General features: G+C 73.8%; 18 protein-coding genes. 9 read left to right on the top strand and 9 right to left on the bottom strand.

From position 1 onward, the window contains the following. Nucleotides 1-40: 40 nt before the first annotated feature. The gene (locus tag TR49_RS04370; protein WP_042377321.1) at nt 41-340 is read left to right on the top strand and encodes a hypothetical protein; all 300 of its coding nucleotides are present in this window, start codon (nt 41-43) and stop codon (nt 338-340) included. 72 nt (nt 341-412) lie between these two features. On the opposite strand, the gene TR49_RS04365 is transcribed toward TR49_RS04370, so the two are convergent. From TR49_RS04365 to TR49_RS04350, 4 genes are all read right to left on the bottom strand, one after another. Further along, a complete protein-coding gene (locus TR49_RS04365; RefSeq protein WP_052434007.1) occupies nt 413-2,815 on the bottom strand; it encodes an FtsX-like permease family protein in 2,403 nt (800 codons plus the stop codon). Then, nucleotides 2,812-3,528: an ABC transporter ATP-binding protein gene (locus tag TR49_RS04360; RefSeq protein ID WP_042377762.1), complete on the bottom strand. Its 717-nt coding sequence runs from the start codon at nt 3,526-3,528 to the stop codon at nt 2,812-2,814. The genes TR49_RS04365 and TR49_RS04360 overlap by 4 nt, the downstream gene beginning before the upstream one ends. 5 nt (nt 3,529-3,533) lie before the next feature. Further along, nucleotides 3,534-4,058 carry a PadR family transcriptional regulator gene (locus tag TR49_RS04355; RefSeq protein WP_042377318.1) on the bottom strand — a complete coding sequence of 175 codons (525 nt, stop codon included), beginning with the start codon at nt 4,056-4,058 and terminating at the stop codon, nt 3,534-3,536. A 142-nt stretch (nt 4,059-4,200) separates the two neighbouring features. After that, complete coding sequence (locus TR49_RS04350; RefSeq protein ID WP_042377316.1) at nt 4,201-4,548, bottom strand: hypothetical protein; 348 nt, start codon at nt 4,546-4,548, stop codon at nt 4,201-4,203. A 377-nt stretch (nt 4,549-4,925) separates the two neighbouring features. Between TR49_RS04350 and TR49_RS04345 the strand changes: the two genes are divergently transcribed. The 3 genes from TR49_RS04345 to TR49_RS04335 are packed head-to-tail and all read left to right on the top strand — an operon-like array spanning nt 4,926 to nt 6,233. After that, the gene (locus TR49_RS04345; protein WP_042377314.1) at nt 4,926-5,390 is read left to right on the top strand and encodes an SRPBCC family protein; all 465 of its coding nucleotides are present in this window, start codon (nt 4,926-4,928) and stop codon (nt 5,388-5,390) included. Then, nucleotides 5,387-5,737 (top strand): ArsR/SmtB family transcription factor, encoded by a 351-nt coding sequence (locus TR49_RS04340; RefSeq protein ID WP_042377312.1) that lies wholly within the window; start codon nt 5,387-5,389, stop codon nt 5,735-5,737. The genes TR49_RS04345 and TR49_RS04340 overlap by 4 nt, the downstream gene beginning before the upstream one ends. A 55-nt stretch (nt 5,738-5,792) precedes the next feature. Then, nucleotides 5,793-6,233: an SRPBCC family protein gene (locus tag TR49_RS04335; protein WP_084724555.1), complete on the top strand. Its 441-nt coding sequence runs from the start codon at nt 5,793-5,795 to the stop codon at nt 6,231-6,233. A gap of 80 nt (nt 6,234-6,313) precedes the next feature. On the opposite strand, the gene TR49_RS04330 is transcribed toward TR49_RS04335, so the two are convergent. Both TR49_RS04330 and TR49_RS04325 read right to left on the bottom strand, forming a co-directional pair. Beyond that, nucleotides 6,314-7,081: an anti-sigma factor gene (locus TR49_RS04330; RefSeq protein ID WP_042377311.1), complete on the bottom strand. Its 768-nt coding sequence runs from the start codon at nt 7,079-7,081 to the stop codon at nt 6,314-6,316. Further along, nucleotides 7,078-7,629 carry a sigma-70 family RNA polymerase sigma factor gene (locus tag TR49_RS04325; protein WP_042377756.1) on the bottom strand — a complete coding sequence of 184 codons (552 nt, stop codon included), beginning with the start codon at nt 7,627-7,629 and terminating at the stop codon, nt 7,078-7,080. The genes TR49_RS04330 and TR49_RS04325 overlap by 4 nt, the downstream gene beginning before the upstream one ends. Nucleotides 7,630-7,885: 256 nt before the next feature. Here TR49_RS04325 and TR49_RS04320 point away from each other — a divergent pair, with 256 nt between their 5' ends. The 4 genes from TR49_RS04320 to TR49_RS04305 all read left to right on the top strand — a co-directional run bounded on the left by TR49_RS04320 (nt 7,886) and on the right by TR49_RS04305 (nt 12,084). Next, the gene (locus TR49_RS04320; protein ID WP_236653218.1) at nt 7,886-9,160 is read left to right on the top strand and encodes an NAD(P)/FAD-dependent oxidoreductase; all 1,275 of its coding nucleotides are present in this window, start codon (nt 7,886-7,888) and stop codon (nt 9,158-9,160) included. 116 nt (nt 9,161-9,276) lie between these two features. Further along, entirely contained in the window at nt 9,277-9,939 is a 663-nt protein-coding gene (locus tag TR49_RS42405) for a DUF1365 domain-containing protein (protein ID WP_042377754.1), read from the top strand. Beyond that, nucleotides 9,936-11,207 (top strand): SAM-dependent methyltransferase, encoded by a 1,272-nt coding sequence (locus TR49_RS04310; RefSeq protein ID WP_042377307.1) that lies wholly within the window; start codon nt 9,936-9,938, stop codon nt 11,205-11,207. Before TR49_RS42405 ends, TR49_RS04310 begins: the two co-directional genes overlap by 4 nt. A gap of 61 nt (nt 11,208-11,268) precedes the next feature. Continuing rightward, the gene (locus TR49_RS04305; protein ID WP_042377305.1) at nt 11,269-12,084 is read left to right on the top strand and encodes a DUF1295 domain-containing protein; all 816 of its coding nucleotides are present in this window, start codon (nt 11,269-11,271) and stop codon (nt 12,082-12,084) included. Here the strand turns inward: TR49_RS04305 and TR49_RS04300 are convergent. The 3 genes from TR49_RS04300 to TR49_RS04290 all read right to left on the bottom strand — a co-directional run bounded on the left by TR49_RS04300 (nt 12,059) and on the right by TR49_RS04290 (nt 14,036). Next, the gene (locus TR49_RS04300) at nt 12,059-12,355 is read right to left on the bottom strand and encodes a WhiB family transcriptional regulator (RefSeq protein ID WP_236653217.1); all 297 of its coding nucleotides are present in this window, start codon (nt 12,353-12,355) and stop codon (nt 12,059-12,061) included. The genes TR49_RS04305 and TR49_RS04300 overlap by 26 nt on opposite strands. A 34-nt stretch (nt 12,356-12,389) precedes the next feature. Continuing rightward, nucleotides 12,390-12,680 carry a hypothetical protein gene (locus tag TR49_RS04295; RefSeq protein WP_042377301.1) on the bottom strand — a complete coding sequence of 97 codons (291 nt, stop codon included), beginning with the start codon at nt 12,678-12,680 and terminating at the stop codon, nt 12,390-12,392. Nucleotides 12,681-13,136: 456 nt separating this feature from the next. Next, nucleotides 13,137-14,036, bottom strand: coding sequence for an oxygenase MpaB family protein (locus tag TR49_RS04290; protein ID WP_042377299.1), 900 nt, complete (start codon nt 14,034-14,036; stop codon nt 13,137-13,139). Nucleotides 14,037-14,217: 181 nt separating this feature from the next. Here TR49_RS04290 and TR49_RS04285 point away from each other — a divergent pair, with 181 nt between their 5' ends. Continuing rightward, nucleotides 14,218-16,032 (top strand): pectate lyase-like domain-containing protein, encoded by a 1,815-nt coding sequence (locus TR49_RS04285; RefSeq protein WP_084724553.1) that lies wholly within the window; start codon nt 14,218-14,220, stop codon nt 16,030-16,032. The last annotated feature ends 195 nt before the right edge of the window (nt 16,033-16,227 follow it).

Raw genomic sequence — 16,227 nt, 5'->3', positions numbered from 1 at the left:
CGCCCGACCACGCGATCCGAGCAACGGAAGGAAGCTGTCCATGGCTGTCGTCCTGACCATGCGCTGGCCCGGCGTCACCCCCGAGCAGTACGACCGGGTGAGCGCCCTCGTGGACCTGGAGGGCGACGCCCCGGACGGCCTCGTGGTGCACGTCGCGTCCTTCGCCGACGGAGCTCTGCAGGTCACCGACGTGTGGGAGAGCCCGGAGCACTTCGAGCGCTACTTCGGGGCCCGGCTCGGCGCGGCGGTCAAGGAAGCGGGTCTCGTGGGCACGCCCGAGACCCGCTACAGCCCGCTGCACCGCCGCCTGATCCCCGCAGGCGTCACCGGCGCCGCCTGACGCGCGCCCACGCGCCGCGGCCGCACACCAGCGGTCGGCATGCGGCGCGCGCCGCATGCCGACCGCCATGGGCTACTCGGTACGCAGGCCCTCCGGCCGCATCAGGCGCCACAGCGCCGGCATGCTGACCAGGGTCGCGAGCAGGGCCACGGCCGTGCCCGCGCCGACCAGTTCGGCCACCGACGTCCAGTCGAAGCCGGCGGGCGAGCGGGTGATCCGCAGCAGGATCGCGCCCAGGCCGACGCCGAAGCCGAGGGCGAGGCCGAGACCGAGCAGCATCGGCAGCGCGGTCTGCCACAGGACGGACAGGGCCAGCGTGGAGCGCCGGGTGCCGAAGGCGACCAGCACGGCCAGCAGCCGTCGCCGCTCGCGCAGTTGCTCGATGGTGCCGATGGCAAGGCTGAGGCCGATCAGCACCATGGTCGCCGTCGCACCGACGATCACGCCTCGGCGCAGCGCGTCGAAGGAGTGGAGCGTGACACTCGATTCGATGGTGGTCACGTCCATCGTGGGGTCCACCGACACCGCCGCGTTGCGGGCCCGCTCGACCGCGTCCGGGTCGTTCGCGGCCAGACGCAGCTGGAGTTGGGCGTACGGCTGGTTGATCCGGTCCACGGGCAGCGCCTGCGGGGTGGCCAGGACGAGCGGGTCGTCCGAGATGGTGCCGCCCCCGTTGCCGATCAGAACCGCCGGCCCGGCACCGGCGGGCACCTTCCACAGCCGTGGCTTGGGCCGCGGGCCGTCCCCCTCCGGGTCGGCCAGGTCCAGGGTGGTTCCCGCCCGGACGCCGACGGTGTAGACGCTGCCCGGACGGCAGCCGCTGATCCGGGCGACCGATTCCAGTGAGGCGCAGTCCCCGACGTCGACCTGGGCCTGGTTCCAGTTCGACGGCGAGCTGCCGGGGGCGCCCGGGATCGCCGCGGTGCTGGTCGCCCGGGCGGTCACGCCGAGCACGCCGTCGGCGGCCCGGAGCCGGTCGGTGAGCTCGTCGAGCTCGCCGGATCCGGAGACGGCGTGGGCCAGCTGGGCCTGCACCCGTTGCGGATCCAGGCCGGTGTTCTTGGTGTAGACCCCGGTGACGCCGGCGAAGAGCGTCTGGATGGCGATCGCTCCCGCGACGGCCACGGTGACCCCGGAGACGGCGCGGGCCGCGGTGCCCCCGGACAGCTGCAGCCTGCGGCTGCCCAGCTGGATCGGGACCGGCCCGGCTCCCATCCGGGCCACCACCTGCTCGATCAGCCACGGGAGCAACGAGGACACGCCGACCAGCAGCAGGATCATCCCGGTCGGGAGCAGCAGCGAGTTCGACGAGCCCTCACCGCCCTGGAGGGCCGGGACGAGCATGACGACGCCGAGCACCGGCGGGACCAGCCGCCACCACAGGCGGCGGCGGACGGGCGCCGAGCGGCGGACCACTCCGAGGGGCTCGATCGCGACCCCGCGCAGGGCCATCGCCGTCACCACCACCGAGCACACCGGCACGGCGAGGGCGATGAGCGCCGCCATGCCGGGCCCGGGGGTCACGTCGTGTGAGAAGACGCTGAGCCCGGCGATCTCGATGCCGCCGATGACGGCCCGGCCTACCTGGAAGAAGAGGAACCCGGCGAGCACGCCGAGGGCACCGCCGACCAGCGACTCACCGGCCGCGGTGCGGTGGGTTCCGGAGATGTCCGCGCCGATCAGCCGCAGCGCCGCCAGGCGCCGGTCGCGGCGCTCGCCGCCGAAGCGGGCGGCCGTGGCGACGAACACCGCGATCGGCAGGAGCAGCACCACGAAGGCGACGACGGACAGCAGCAGGAGTACCGGGTCCATGCCGCGGTCGACGTAGTGGCCGCCGATGCTGTTGGTCCGGTAGAGGTCGCCGCTGCTGTTGCCGCCGTCCAGGCGGAGCGAGCCGTCCCCGGCGTAGTAGGCGAGCTCGGAGGGGCCGAGCAGGCCGGCGTCGGAGATGGTGCCCACGATCCGGTAGGGGAGCCGGTCGCGCAGCAGGTAGCCCTGCGGTGAGGCGAGGACCCGCTGCAGGGCGGGTGAGACGTACATGGTGCCGGGGGCCGGGTAGGCCGTGAGGCCGGCGACGACCTTGACGGCGGGGCCCTCGGGCTTGAGCAGCCTGCCGTAGACGTCCTCGCCGTGCCAGGAGGTGTCGCCCTCGCCGACGAGCAGGGTGTCCGGGCCGGGGCTCAGGGCCGAGCCGTAGTAGGTCAGGTCGCGTGCGGCGCCGCGTTGCGAGCGGTCGGCGACCAGGCCAGGGACGGTGGTGCCCAGCAGCAGCATCGCCACGCCCAGCCCGACGCCGAGTGCGCTGAGCAGCGTGCGCACGATCGCCTCGCGCCCGGTGAGCGCGAAGCGGGCGCCCAGCGCCAGGTCGCGCGCCCAGCCTCGGAGCCGGTCGCCGGCCCCTGGGACGCCGTCCGCCGGGCCGCCGCCCGGGGCGGTCGTGACGTCGTGGTCGAGCGTTCCCCCCGCGGCGGTCACAGCGCGGCCGCCGGGGTGGTGGCGCGCCCGTCGCGGACGACGACCTCGCGGTCGGAGTAGGCGGCCACCCGCACCTCGTGGGTGACCAGCACCACCGCGGCGCCGGTGTCCCGGGCGGCGGCGGTCAGCAGTTGCATGGCACGCTCGCCGTTGAGCGAGTCCAGCGCTCCGGTCGGCTCGTCGGCGAAGACCACGCGGGGGCGGGGCGCGAGCGCGCGGGCGATCGCGACGCGCTGGCCCTGGCCACCGGAGACCTCTCCGGGCCGCTTGCCGGCGACGTCGGCGACCTCCAGGCGCTCCAGCCACTCGGCCGCACGCTGCTCGGCGTCCCGGCGTCGCGTCCCGGCCAGCCGCAGCGGCAGCGCGACGTTCTCCAGACAGGTGAGCTCGGGGACCAGCTGGCCGAACTGGAAGACGAAACCGAAGTCGGAGCGCCGCAGCGCGCTGCGCCGGGCGTCGCTCAGCGCGCTCAGCTCCCGGCCCTGGTAGTGGACCGTGCCCCCGTCGGGGCTGACGATCCCGGCGAGGCAGTGCAGCAGCGTGGACTTGCCGGAGCCGGACGGGCCCATCACGGCGACGATCTCGCCGCCGTGGATCTGGAAGTCGGCTCCGGCCAGCGCCGGGGTGGCGCCGTAGGACTTGTGCAGGCCGGTCGCCGCCAGCAGCGGCGCCTCGGAGCGGCCGGGGCGCGCGGAGTGGGCGGTGGGGGTCATCGGGGTCATCGGGCGAGCTCCTCGGCGAGCTGGTCGAGCCGCGCGGCGGTCAGCTCCAGCCAGCGCATGTCGGCTTCGAGGTGGAACAGGGCGTGGTCGCAGATCAGCTGGTCGGACAGGTCTCCGCCGGACTTGCGCCGGGTGAGTTCGCGCATCAGGCGCAGGTGCTCGGAGCGCTGGGTGTCCAGGATGTCCTGCGCGCTGCGCCCGGTGAGCAGGGCGACCACGACCTTGGTGTACAGGGCGCTCTGCAGGTAGGGCTCGGGCTTCTCGGGCTGGGCGAGCCACTGCTCGACGTCGGTGACCCCGGCGTCGGTGATCGCGTAGCGCTTGCGGTCCGGACCCTCGCCGGCCTCGATGCCCTCGACCTCGACCAGGCCGTTCTTCAGCAGCCGCGCCATGGTCGCGTAGACCTGGCCGTAGTGCAGCGGGCGGTCTTGGCCGAAGCGCTCGTCGAAGGCGCGCTTGAGGTCGTAACCGTGTCTCGGGCCGGATTCCAGCAGGCCCAGCAGGGTGTGGCCGATCGTCATGCGACGACTATACATACGGGGTATACACGCGGTGCATACCCCGACCGGAGGGTCCACGCCCCACCGATCGGGGGGAATCAGCCCTGATCGACGAGGCGTGGGACGAGGTGGCGCAGAACCACGGGGCGCAGGAGGGCGAGCCTCAGGACGAGGCGCGGGTGGTGGTGTTCAGGGCGCCGGTGATCGCGCGGAGGATCGCGTCGATGCCCTCGACGCTTCCGGTCGGGGCGGCGAGGGAGAGCGCGGTGGTGCGCGCCGCATGGAGGGCTTCCTGGGCGCGCAGCAGGGAGCGCCGGTCGTGGGCCGGCTCGCAGAGCAGCTCCGCGTTGTCGAGAACGGCCACGGCGGCCGCCGCTCCCACGGCCCGGTCCGCGACGGCGCGGACCGCGCAGGGGTCGCCGGTCGGGGCCAGGGCCGCCCCGGCGGAGGTGACCTCGGCGTTGAGCCGCGACAGCGGCTCACCGACCAGACTCGAGATGGTGCGGGACATACGGACTCCCCCTGTGACTGCGACACGCATCGGCGCCCCGACGGTCCCGACGAACTGCGATGCGGGGTTCCGGACCGGGCGCGACGCCCAGTCTGCCCCGCCCGACGCGACCCTGTCACCCACCCCTGCGGCACCTGTTGGGTGACGGCCTGCTTCCGTCGCGTCACCTTCCGGCGCGGGCACCGAAGTTGGTCCCGTTCAGGATTTCGTCCACGAAATGATGCGGCACCGAGGCCTGAATATACGGACATATTCCTTTATAGCGGACGCTTCGCCGCCTCAGCGCATCCAGCAACAGGCAACCTTTGGTTGCGCATACGAGCGGACCGATCTAGAGTGACAAGCAACCAAAGGTTGCGAATGCGAGGAGCGGCGCCATGGAGTTCGGCAGCATCGAGCGGGAGATCCACGTCGACGCCACCCCGGAGGTGGTCTACGAGGTCGTGAGCACGCCCGAACACCTGCGCGGCTGGTGGCCGGACGAGGCCGAGTTCGAGTCCGCGCCCGGCGGCACCGGGACCTTCCGCTTCGGCGACGGGGCGTCGCCGGACGCGCACGTCGTGGCGCTGACGGTCGTCGAGGCCGATCCGCCCCGGCGGTTCTCCTTCCGCTGGATGCACGAGCCGGACGAGACGGCGACGCCGGGCAACTCGCTCCTGATCACCTTCGATCTGGTCCCCTCGGGCGCGGGCACACTGCTCCGCCTGACCGAGACGGGCTTCCGGGAGCAGGGCTGGGAGGCGGCCGTCCTGGAGGAGCAGTACCGCGACCACGTCACCGGCTGGGACCACTACCTCCCCCGGCTCGCGCCGTACGCCTCCGGGCTGGTGCAGGCACCGTGAGCGTCATCGTCGACGACGAGCTCTGGTCCGCGGTGGGCGACCCCATCCGCCGCCGGATGCTCGACCTGCTGTTGACCGACGGCGGCGGGACGGCGACCACCTTGAGCGAGCGCCTGCCCGTCACCCGGCAGGCGGTCGCCAAGCACCTCGGCGTCCTCGACCGGGCCGGGCTGGTGCACGCCACCCCCTCCGGGCGGGAGCGGATATACGCCGTGGACGAGGCCCAGTTCGCCCGTGCGGTCGCGCAGTTGTCCTCCGTGGGCGCGGCGTGGGACGCCCGCCTGCGCCGCATCAAGCGGATCGCCGAGGCGATCCAGCTGAGCCGGGACTCCCGGCCCGAGACCTGAAACCCCCTCACCTCACGCATCACACGCAACACATCACACGCAAGGAGGCATCGTCATGGTGGACATCCTGCACAGGATCGGGGTCACCACGTCCCCGGAGCAGGTCTACGCGGCCCTGACCACGGTCGACGGCCTGGCCGGCTGGTGGACCGAGGACACGGACGGCGACGGCGACGTCGGCGGCGTGCTGCGGTTCCGTTTCGAGCCCGGCGGCTTCGACATGAAGGTCCTGGACGCCCGCCCCAAGGAGTTCGTGCTCTGGGAGGTCGTCGACGGCCCGGAGGAGTGGATCGGCACCCGGGTCCGTTTCGACCTCTCGGAGGCCGACGGCTTCACCATTGTCCGTTTCCGGCACGAGGGTTGGCGGGAGCCGGTGGAGTTCATGTACCACTGCAGCACCAAGTGGGCGACCTTCCTGCTGAGCCTGAAGAAGCTGCTGGAGACCGGCGCGGGCGACCCCGCGCCGCGCGACGTCAGGATCAGCGACTGGCACTGAGCACGCCTGGCCGCGCATCCGCGACGCCCCGGTCCACCCGGGGCGTCGCGGCGTTTCCACGGCCCACGCGCCAGGGCTCCTCAGGTGGCCGGGAACGGCATCAACGCGATCGGCGCGGTGGTGGGGTGCAGCGAGCCGCCCGCCGGTTCGACCGTGATGCCCATGCCCTGGGCCTGGGCGATGGGGCCCTTGAGCAGGACGGTCTGGTCGGTCGCGCCCGGGGCCACCAGGCCGGCGGGACGCATGACGCCCGCATCGTCGAACCAGAGCTGGTAGGTCTTCCCCGAGGAGAGCTCGGGCAGGCCGGGGGTGAGGAACACGGCCTTGTTCTCGCTGCGCGAGGTGACGACGGTCGCGTGACTGCCCTGGCCCGCGCCGCCGACCGAGCCGACGACGGCGTGCGCGTCGGGGGCGGACAGCACCGCCGCGATCTGCGCCGTCTCCGCCTGTGCCTGCTGGGCCTGCTGGTGGGCGTCCTGCGCGCGGGTGTACTGCCAGGCGGCGACGCCGCCCAGGGCCACGGCGGCGGCCAGGCTCGCCGCGAGCGCGAACCGGGCCCCGCGCCGGGCCCGCGCGGGGGCCGAGGGCGGCCGCGGAGCGGGCATCTCGACGTGCGGCGGCTCCTGCCGGACCACGGCGATCCGCCCCAGCACCTGCTGCTTCATCGCCGGAGGCGGGTTCTGTGCGACGGCCTGGGCCAGGCGGGCGCCGGTGGCCTGGAACTCGGCCACCTCCACCGCGCACGCCTCGCAGTCGGCCAGGTGCTCCTCGAACGCCGCGCGCTCGTCCTCGGCGAGCGCGCCGAGCGCGTAGGCCCCGGCGAGCATGTGCAGGTCCGCGCCGGTCATGCCGTCACCCCCAGGCAGTCCCGCATCCGGATCAGACCGTCCCGCATCCGTGCCTTGACGGTGCCCAGCGGCACCGCCAGCAGCTCCGCGACCTCCCGGTAGGTCAGGCCGCGGTAGTAGGCCAGCACCACCGACTCGCGCTGAGTCCGGGTGAGCGCCTGCAGGCAGCGCCGCACGTGCTCGCGCTCCAGCCGGTGGTCGACCGCCTCGCTCACCTCGTCGTAGGCGGGGGTCTGCTCCAGCAGCGCCGCCTTGTGCTCGCGGTCGGTGGCGGCCTGCGCGCTGCGGACCCGGTCGACGGCACGCCGGTGCGCGATCGTCAGCACCCACGCGAGCGCGCCACCCTTCTCCGGCCGGAACCGGGCGGCGGTGCGCCACACCTCGACCAGCACCTCCTGGGCGACCTCCTCCGACTGCGCCGGGTCGCGCAGCACGCTGCGCACGATGCCCAGCACCGGCCCGGCGATGTGCTCGTACAGCGCGGCGAACGCGTCCTGGTCGCCCCTCGCCACCTGGAGCAGCAGCTCGTCCGGCCGTTGCCCCGGCACCGGCGGCGTGCCGAGGAACGTCGGCTCGGAGCCTTCGCCCCTCCTGCTGTGCGGTCCGTCCACGGCGCTCCCACATCCCCTTGCCTTCGGCGGAGCCCGTCGACCGGGCCCGCGTCCATCCTCTTGCTCCTTCTTCGCAGCCGCGCGGCGCACGGACGGGTCCCGGAGACGGAAATCTTCACCGACCACCCATCCGGGGCCGCGGCGGCTCCGAATCCCCCATGCCGGAGCAGTCGACGAAGCGCGGAGGTCCGTGGTGGTGCGGGAGCAGGTCGCGGTGGTGGGCAGCGGGGTGGCCGGACTGACGGCCGCCCACGTGCTGCAACGGCGGTTCGACGTCACGCTCTACGAGGCCGACGACCGGCTCGGCGGGCACGCGCACACCCACGAGCTCGTCGACGCGCGCGGCGTGCCCCAGTACGTCGACACGGGGTTCATCGTGCACAACCGCCGCACGTATCCGAACCTGCTGCGGCTCTTCGCCGAGCTGGGGGTGGCCACCCAGGAGTCGGAGATGAGCATGTCGGTGCGGTGCGACGGCTGCGGTCTGGAGTACGCGGGTGCGAAGGGGTCGCGCGGGCTGTTCGCGCAGCCCCGCCGCGCCGCCGACCCGCGCTACCTGCGGATGCTGGCGGAGGTCCCGCTGTTCCACCGGCGGGCCCGCCGTCTGCTGGCGGAGCCACCGCCGACGGCGGACGACGTGGGGCCGACGGTCGGCGAGTTCGCGCGCGAGCACGGGTTCTCGGCGTACTTCACCGCCCATTTCCTCACTCCCCTGGTCTCCGCCGTGTGGTCTTGCCCCGGCGAGGTCGCCCTCGCCTACCCCGCCCGCTACCTGTTCCGCTTCCTGGACCACCACGGCATGCTGGCGGTCACGGGCTCGCCGACCTGGCGCACCGTCACCGGCGGTTCGCAGGAGTACGTGCGGCGGATCGCCAAGCAGTTGCACCGGGTTCGCACCGGCACGCCGGTGACGCGGGTCGTGCGCGGCGCCGGCGGCGTCGAGATCGGCGACGCGGCCGGAGGGGTCAGGGCGTTCCGGGGCGTCGTCCTGGCCCTGCACCCGCACCACGCGCTGGCTGTGCTGGCCGAACCCACCCACACCGAGCGGGAGTTGCTGGGTGCGTCCCGCTACTCGCGCAACCCCGCCCTGCTGCACGGGGACTCCTCCGTGCTGCCGCGCGCTCGCGCCGCCCGGGCGTCGTGGAACCTGCTGCTCCCGGCCTGCGACGCGGAGGCCGGCGCCGTCCAGGTCTCCTACGACATGAACCGCCTCCAGCGGCTGGACACCCCGGACCGGTACCTGGTGACGCTCAACGGCGGCGCGCTGGTGGACCCGGCCTCGGTGCTGGACCGTATGGAGTACGAGCACCCCGTCTACACCCGCGAGTCCGTCGCGGCGCAGGCCCGCTCGGGCGAGCTCGACTCGCCGGTCTGCGCGTTCGCGGGCGCCTGGCGCGGGTGGGGCTTCCACGAGGACGGCTGCCGCTCCGGCGTCGCGGCGGCCGCCGCGCTGGGGGTGGCGTGGTGAGCACCGCGCACTCCCCCACGGGCACGCTCCCGGCGTCCTGCCCGGCAGTTCCGTCCCCGGCGACGCTCTACGAAAGCCGCGTCCGCCACGTCCGCACCGCGGGCCGGCGCTACCGGCTGGACCACCGCACCTACTACTGGTTCGTCGACGTCGACCGGCTCCCCCGCGTCGCGCGCCCGCTGCGGCCGCTGGCCGGGTTCTCGGCCCGCGACCACTTCGACGGCCGGGGCCCGACGATCCGCGCCGCGCTGGACCGTTTCCTCATCCGGCAGGACGCGGCCGTCCCGGACGGCCCGGTGCTGATGCTCACCCAGGCCCGGGTCCTCGGCTACGTCTTCAATCCGCTGACCGTGTACTGGTGCCACGACGCCGACGGCTCGCTCGCATGCGTGGTGGCCGAGGTGCACAACACCTACGGCGGCCGCCACGCGTACCTGCTGGGCCCGGACGCCGCCGCGGGCGCGACCGCCGACAAGGCCTTCTACGTCTCCCCCTTCTTCCCTGTCGCCGGTCGCTACCGGATGCGTCTGCCCGTGCCCGGCGACCGGCTCGACCTCACCGTGCAGCTCGACCTCGACGGCGCGCGGGCGTTCACGGCCACCGTGAAGGGGACGCCCCGGCCCGGCACCTCCCGGGCGCTGGCCGCCGCGGCCCTGCGGCATCCGCTCGCCCCGCTCGTGGCCGCCCTCGCCATCCGCTTCCACGGCATCCGCCTCTACCTGCGCGGTCTGCCGGTCGTGCCACGCACCTGCCATCAGCCCCAGGAAGGTATGAAGTGACCCTGCAGCAGACCCCGCCGACGCCGCTCCTGCGGGACCGGATCGACCCGCGGCGCTGGGCCGACGTCGTCCAGGTCCCCGTCGTTTCACCGCTGCGCACCGCCGTCGCCCGCGCGGTCGTCACCCGCGCCCTGAAGCGGCTGCCGCTGCGTGTGCTGATGGGCGACCAGGTCATCGGCCGCGGCGGGCCGTTGCTCCGGGTGCACGACCCGGAGGCGTTCGTCGCACGCCTCGCCGCGGACGGCCTGATCGGCTTCGGCGAGTCCTACCAGGCCGGCGAGTGGGACGCCCCGGACCTGCCCGGCGCGCTGACCGTGATGGCCGAGCAGCTCACCACGCTCGTCCCGCCCGCCCTGCAACGGCTGCGGCGGCTGTGGGAGCGGCGTCAGCCGGACGGAGCCAACGGCGAGGCCGCCTCACGGGAGAACATCCGCGCCCACTACGACCTGTCCAACGAGCTGTTCCGGCTCTTCCTCGACGACTCGCTCACCTACTCCAGCGCCGTCTTCCCGCGCCTGCCCGCCCGCTGGGAGCAGTTGGAGCAGGCACAGCACGCCAAGATCGACCGGTTGCTGGACATGGCCGGGGTCGGCCCCGGCAGCCGGGTGCTGGAGATCGGCACCGGCTGGGGCGAGCTGTGCGTCCGCGCGGCCCGGCGCGGTGCCACGGTGCTGTCGCTGACGCTCTCGACGGAGCAGCTCGAACTCGCCCGTGACCGGGTCCGCGCGGCGGGGTTCGCGGACGCGGTCGAGATCCGGCTGCAGGACTACCGGCGGCTGGACCCGGTACGCGACGGGCGCTTCGACGCCGTGGTCAGCGTGGAGATGGTCGAGGCCGTGGGCGTCGAGTTCTGGCCCGCCTACTTCCGCACCCTCGACGCGATGCTGGCGCCGGGCGGCAGGGTCGCCCTGCAGGCGATCACCATGCCGCACGACCGGCTGCTGGCGACCCGGCGCACCTACACCTGGATCCACAAGTACATCTTCCCCGGCGGCATGCTGCCCTCCAACGAGGCCGTCGACGAGGTCACCCGCACCCGCACGAGCCTGCGCGTGAGCCGCAGCGACGGCTTCGGGGCGCACTACGCGGAGACCCTGCGGCTGTGGCGCGAGCGGTTCGCGGCGCACGCCGCGCAGGTGGCCGAGCTGGGCTTCGACGAGGCGTTCCGGCGCATGTGGACGCTCTACCTCGCCTACTCCGAGGCCGGGTTCCGCGCCGGCTACCTCGACGTCCGGCAGATCCTGCTCACCCGGGAGGTCCAGGCATGAACCGCGTCGAGGACCGGGCCCTCACCTCGCCGTCATCGAGGACGGCGGCGGGGGCGGCGCGGTGAGCGGGTTCCCGTGGGCGGCGTTCGCGGTCGGCCTGGGTGCGGCCGCGGGGGCCGCGCTGGTCGTGATGCTGGTGACGTTCGCGCTCGCCCTGGTCAAGGGTGTGCACCGGATCGTCGACAGCGCCTGGGGGCTCGCCTTCGCGGCCGTCGCGGTGACCTCCTGCGCACTGGCGGCCTCCGAGGGCCACGGAGACGCCGGACGCCGCACGCTCGTCACCGCGCTGACGGTGGTGTGGGGCCTGCGGCTCTCGGTCCACATCGCATGGCGCGGGCGCGGCCACGGCGAGGACCCGCGCTACGAACGGATGTTGGCCAAGGCCGGGCCGGGCCGTGCCCGGCGGGCCCGGTACGCACTGCGGATGGTGTACCTGCTGCAGGCCTCACTGGTGTGGCTGGTGTCCCTCCCGGTGCAGGCCGCGTGCTACGCGCCGCAGGCGGTCGGCCCGCTCGCCGTCGTCGGAGCGCTCCTCTGGGCGGTCGGCCTCGCCTTCGAGGCCGTCGGCGACCGGCAGTTGCACGTGTTCAAGGCCGACCCGGCCAACCGGGGCCGGGTCATGGACCGGGGCCTGTGGGCGTGGACCCGGCACCCCAACTACTTCGGCGACTTCCTCGTCTGGTGGGGCCTCTGGCTGCTCGCCTGCACCGGCCTGCCCGTCGCCGCGGCGACGGTGGTCTCCCCGCTCGTGATGACGTTCCTGCTGACCGCGGGCAGCGGCAAGGCCCTGCTGGAACGGCACATGGCCGACCGTCCCGGCTACGCGGCCTACCGGGCCCACACCAGCGGCTTCATCCCGCGGCCGCCACGCCGTTGAGCGCGGTGGCGGCGCGGACCGCGTGCCGGCGGCGCCGTAGCACGGTGCCACGCTCGTCCTCGGTCATTCCGCCCCACACGCCGTAGGGCTCGCGGGTGGCCAGCGCGTACTCGCGGCACTGACGCAGCACCGGGCAGGCGGCGCAAACCTGCTTCGCCGCCTGTTCCCGGTCGGCGAAGTCCCTGCCGCGCTCTCCCGCCGGATGGAAGAACAGCCCGGTGTCGCACTCGACGCAGGCCGCGCGGTCCTGCCACGCCCAGGCCCACGTCATCGGTCCAGGAAGTTCCGGCTTGCGCCCCATCGGCTCACGCCTCCCGCAGGACGTAGCGAGCGCCGCTGCGCACGCCCCACCGGACACTGCGGACCTCCGCTTTGGTGCAGTCCAGGTGGACCACGCGGTCGGTCAGGTCGATCGACACGATGGCGCCGACGGGAACCAGCACGGGCTCCGTTCCGCCGTGGACCTCGGCGTCGGCGACGGGACGTTCGGCGATCCTGCCGAGGCGTCCGTCGGACGCCCGCACCTCGAAGCCGGACAGGTCCATGGCCGGTTCGTAGCCGGTGTGCTGACGAAGCGCCGAGACGGTGGTCGTCACGGGAATCCTCCTCTTCCCTCTTCCGCCAGGAGTGCGGCCGGGCCTGACGGCGCGCCGCGAGGGTGCGCCTGCCCCCGACTCCGCGGCGCACACGTACCGCCGGGGCCCGTTTGCCCGGCCGCGGAAGGGGCAGGCGCTGCCTGTCGGCGCGGCAGGGACGACCCGCCGCCGACGCGAGGGAAGCGGCCGGGCGAACGTCCCCCGGCGCACGACCGCCTCCCCTCCGGTCCGGGCCCCGCGCCTACCCCCCTGTGCCGCGGGGCCCGGCCCACGACCTCTGCGGACCCTCGCTGGGCCGGGCTCGCCCGACACGGCGATCTGCCGCGCTTCGGCGCACGCCCGATGACACCCGGTACGAGGGCCACGCTCCGCCTTGCCTCTGACCGCGTCAGCCGGCCTGGGCCCGCGCGGCGGAGCCGCATGCCCTCCCGGCCGACGCGGGTCGGCAGGCAGGCCCTATGCCTCCGGCGTCTCCGACCTTTCCGGCCTTTCCGGCGGCTGCTGCGGGCGCGTCGCCCAGCGGATGCCCCGGACCAGGAGGTGGCCGGCGACCGGTGCCGAGGCCCGCACCGGCATCGGCAGCGGGAGGCCGAGCGCGATCCGCGCCCACCAGGGCAGCAGGTCCACCGCGGCGAGCGAGAGACCGAGGTAGGCGGGCCTGGCGACGAGCGGCAGGGGCGGGTCGAGGACCAGGTACCGGGCGGCCTCGCGGGCGGCCGGCGTCGCCGACAGCTCGGCGTGGAACTCCGCGAAGCGCCGTTCCAGCCCGGCCACGTCGGTCGGCGGCGTGAGGACGCCGAGGGCGCGCGCCACCCGTGCCGTGTCGGCGACGTACCCGTCCTCCTGCCGCGGTGTCAGCGGCTCCGCGCCGTACCGACGGTAGGCGGCGAGGAAGCAGCGGATCTCGGCCAGGTGGACCCACTCCAGCAGGTGTGGATCCGTCGCGTCGTAGCGGCGGCCGTCGGGGGCGGCGCCGTGGACCTCCGCGTGCACGGACCGGACCCGGTCCACCGCTGCCTGTGCGTCGGGCGCGGTCCCGTAGGTGGTGGTGGCGAGGAAGACGCTGGTGCGCTGGAGTCGGCCCCACGGGCTGTGCCGGTAGGCGGAGTGCTGGTCGACGGCCGCCATCGCCAGCGGGTGGAGGGTCTGCAACAGCAGGGCGCTCAGTCCGCCGACGAACATGGACGCGTCCGCGTGGACGGTGCGGATCGGCCGGTCCGGGGCGAACCAGCGGGGGCCGGGGGTGTCGTGGATCCGGCTGCGGACCTCTTCGCCGTCGGGGCCGGCGACCCGCGCGAAGATCGCGGTTCCGACGTCGCGGCGGAGCCGCTCGGCTCCGTACCGGAGGGCGTCCATGCCTTCGATTCTGCACCTTCTGCGCGTCGCTTCCGCAGCGCCGTTCCGGGTTCATGACTTGAACGCAACGGAGGCACCGGTCCGCGATTGCCTCCACTCCATTGACGCACCATCAGTGACAGTGCTTCACTCCCGGCAGAGAGCGCTCTCTGACCTCCACCCGTCCACTCCTGGGAGAGCAATGCCCGTCGCCCCGAACCGCCGTACCGTCCTGCGTCGTTCGATCGCCCTGGCCGCCGCGCTTCCGCTGGCGGGGGCGCTGCCCACGCCCTCGGCCCTCGCCGACGCCGCCCCGCGCCCGGCCGCCGGTCGCCCGGGCACAACCGATCTCGGCCCCAACGTGCTGCTCTTCGACCCCTCGATGGGGAACGCGGCGATCCAGGCCCAGGTCGACGCCGTCTTCCAGACCCAGCAGTCCAACCAGTTCGGCGCCGAGCGGTACGCGCTGGCGTTCCTGCCCGGGACCTACGACGTCGACATCAACGTCGGCTTCTACACCCACGTCCTCGGGCTCGGCGACTCGCCCGACGACGTCGTCATCAACGGCCATGTCACGGTCGACGCCCAGTGGTTGGGCGGCAACGGCACCCAGAACTTCTGGCGGGCCGCCGAGAACCTGTGCATCGTGCCGCCGGACGGCCTGGAGCGCTGGGCCGTCGCCCAGGCGGGCCCGATGCGCCGCACGCACGTCAAGGGCGACATGACGCTGTGGCCCAGCCCGCCCGGCAACCGCTGGTCCAGCGGCGGCTTCCTGGCCGACAGCGTGGTGGACGGCCAGGTGGACTCCGGTTCGCAGCAGCAGTGGCTCTCCCGCAACGACCGTTTCGGCAGCTGGACCGGGTCCAACTGGAACATGGTCTTCGTCGGCACCGAGGGCGCTCCGGCCCAGCACTTCCCGAACCCCGCCTGGACCGTGGTCGAGAAGACCCCGACCGTACGCGAGAAGCCGTTCCTGACCGCCGGACCGGACGGGTCGTACCAGGTCTTCGTGCCCGCGCTGCGGGGCGACTCGGCCGGACCGACCTGGACCTCCGGACGGGCGGCCGGGCACGGCATCCCGCTCTCCCGCTTCCACGTCGCCCGTCCCGGAGAGAGCGCCGCGACGATCAACCGGGCCCTGGCCCAGGGACGTCACCTGCTGCTCACCCCGGGCGTGTACCCGCTGTCCGCCCCGATCGAGGTGCGCCGCCCGGGCACCGTTGTCCTCGGCCTCGGGCTCGCCACGCTGCAGGCGACGCACGGCAACGCGCTGGTCGAGGTCGCCGACGTGGGCGGCGTCACCGTCGCCGGGGTGCTGCTGGAGGCCGCATCGCCGCATTCGCCGGTGCTGCTGCAGGTCGGCGACGGGCGCAGCCGGGTGCGCCACTCCGCCGATCCCACCGCTTTGTTCGACGTCTACGCCCGGATCGGTGGGGCCGTTCCGGGCGGCGCGGGCGTCAGCGTCCGGATCGACAGCAACGACGTCGTCTGCGACAACCTGTGGCTGTGGCGCGCCGACCACGGCAACGACGGCTCGGTCGGCTGGACGGTCAACCCCGCCGACACCGGCATCGAGGTGAACGGCGACCGGGTCACCGCCTACGCCCTGGCGGTGGAGCACTACCAGAAGTACGAGGTGCTCTGGAAGGGCGACCACGGCCGCACCTACTTCTTCCAGAACGAGCACCCCTACGACGTGCCGACGCAGTCGGCCTGGACGCACGGCGGAACCCTGGGCTACGCCGCCTACAAGGTCGCCGACACGGTCACCGACCACAAGGCGTGGGGGCTGGGCAGCTACTGCTTCTTCGACCTCAACGCGAACATCTACACCGACCGCGCGTACGAGGTGCCCGACACCCCCGGCGTCGTCTTCACCGACCTGATGACGGTCTGTCTGAACGGGGCGGGCGGCGGGGGGATCCTGCACTGCATCAACGACAGCGGGGATCCCGTCCAGAACGGCTTCGGCACCTCCTACATGACCGGCTACAGCAACAGCGTCGGCACCACCTGATCCGGCATCCGCGCCACCGTCACCGTGCTCCTCGCTCCGCCCGCGCGTTCGCGGGCGGAGCGAGGAGCACGTCACGCGCCGTGGCGGCGAGGCTGACCGCGGCGCGCAGGCCGGCCGGCCGCAGGGCCGCCTGCGGCGCACCCGCCGAGCGCCAGCCGGGCCCGCCGAGCAGCAGCAGCGGACTGTGGCGGGCTC

It is taken from the genome of Streptacidiphilus melanogenes, from assembly GCF_000787835.1.
GTDB classification, from domain to species: domain Bacteria; phylum Actinomycetota; class Actinomycetes; order Streptomycetales; family Streptomycetaceae; genus Streptacidiphilus; species Streptacidiphilus melanogenes.
Note: the sequence above shows the minus strand (reverse complement) of the source record. Positions and strands in the feature narration are given on the sequence as shown.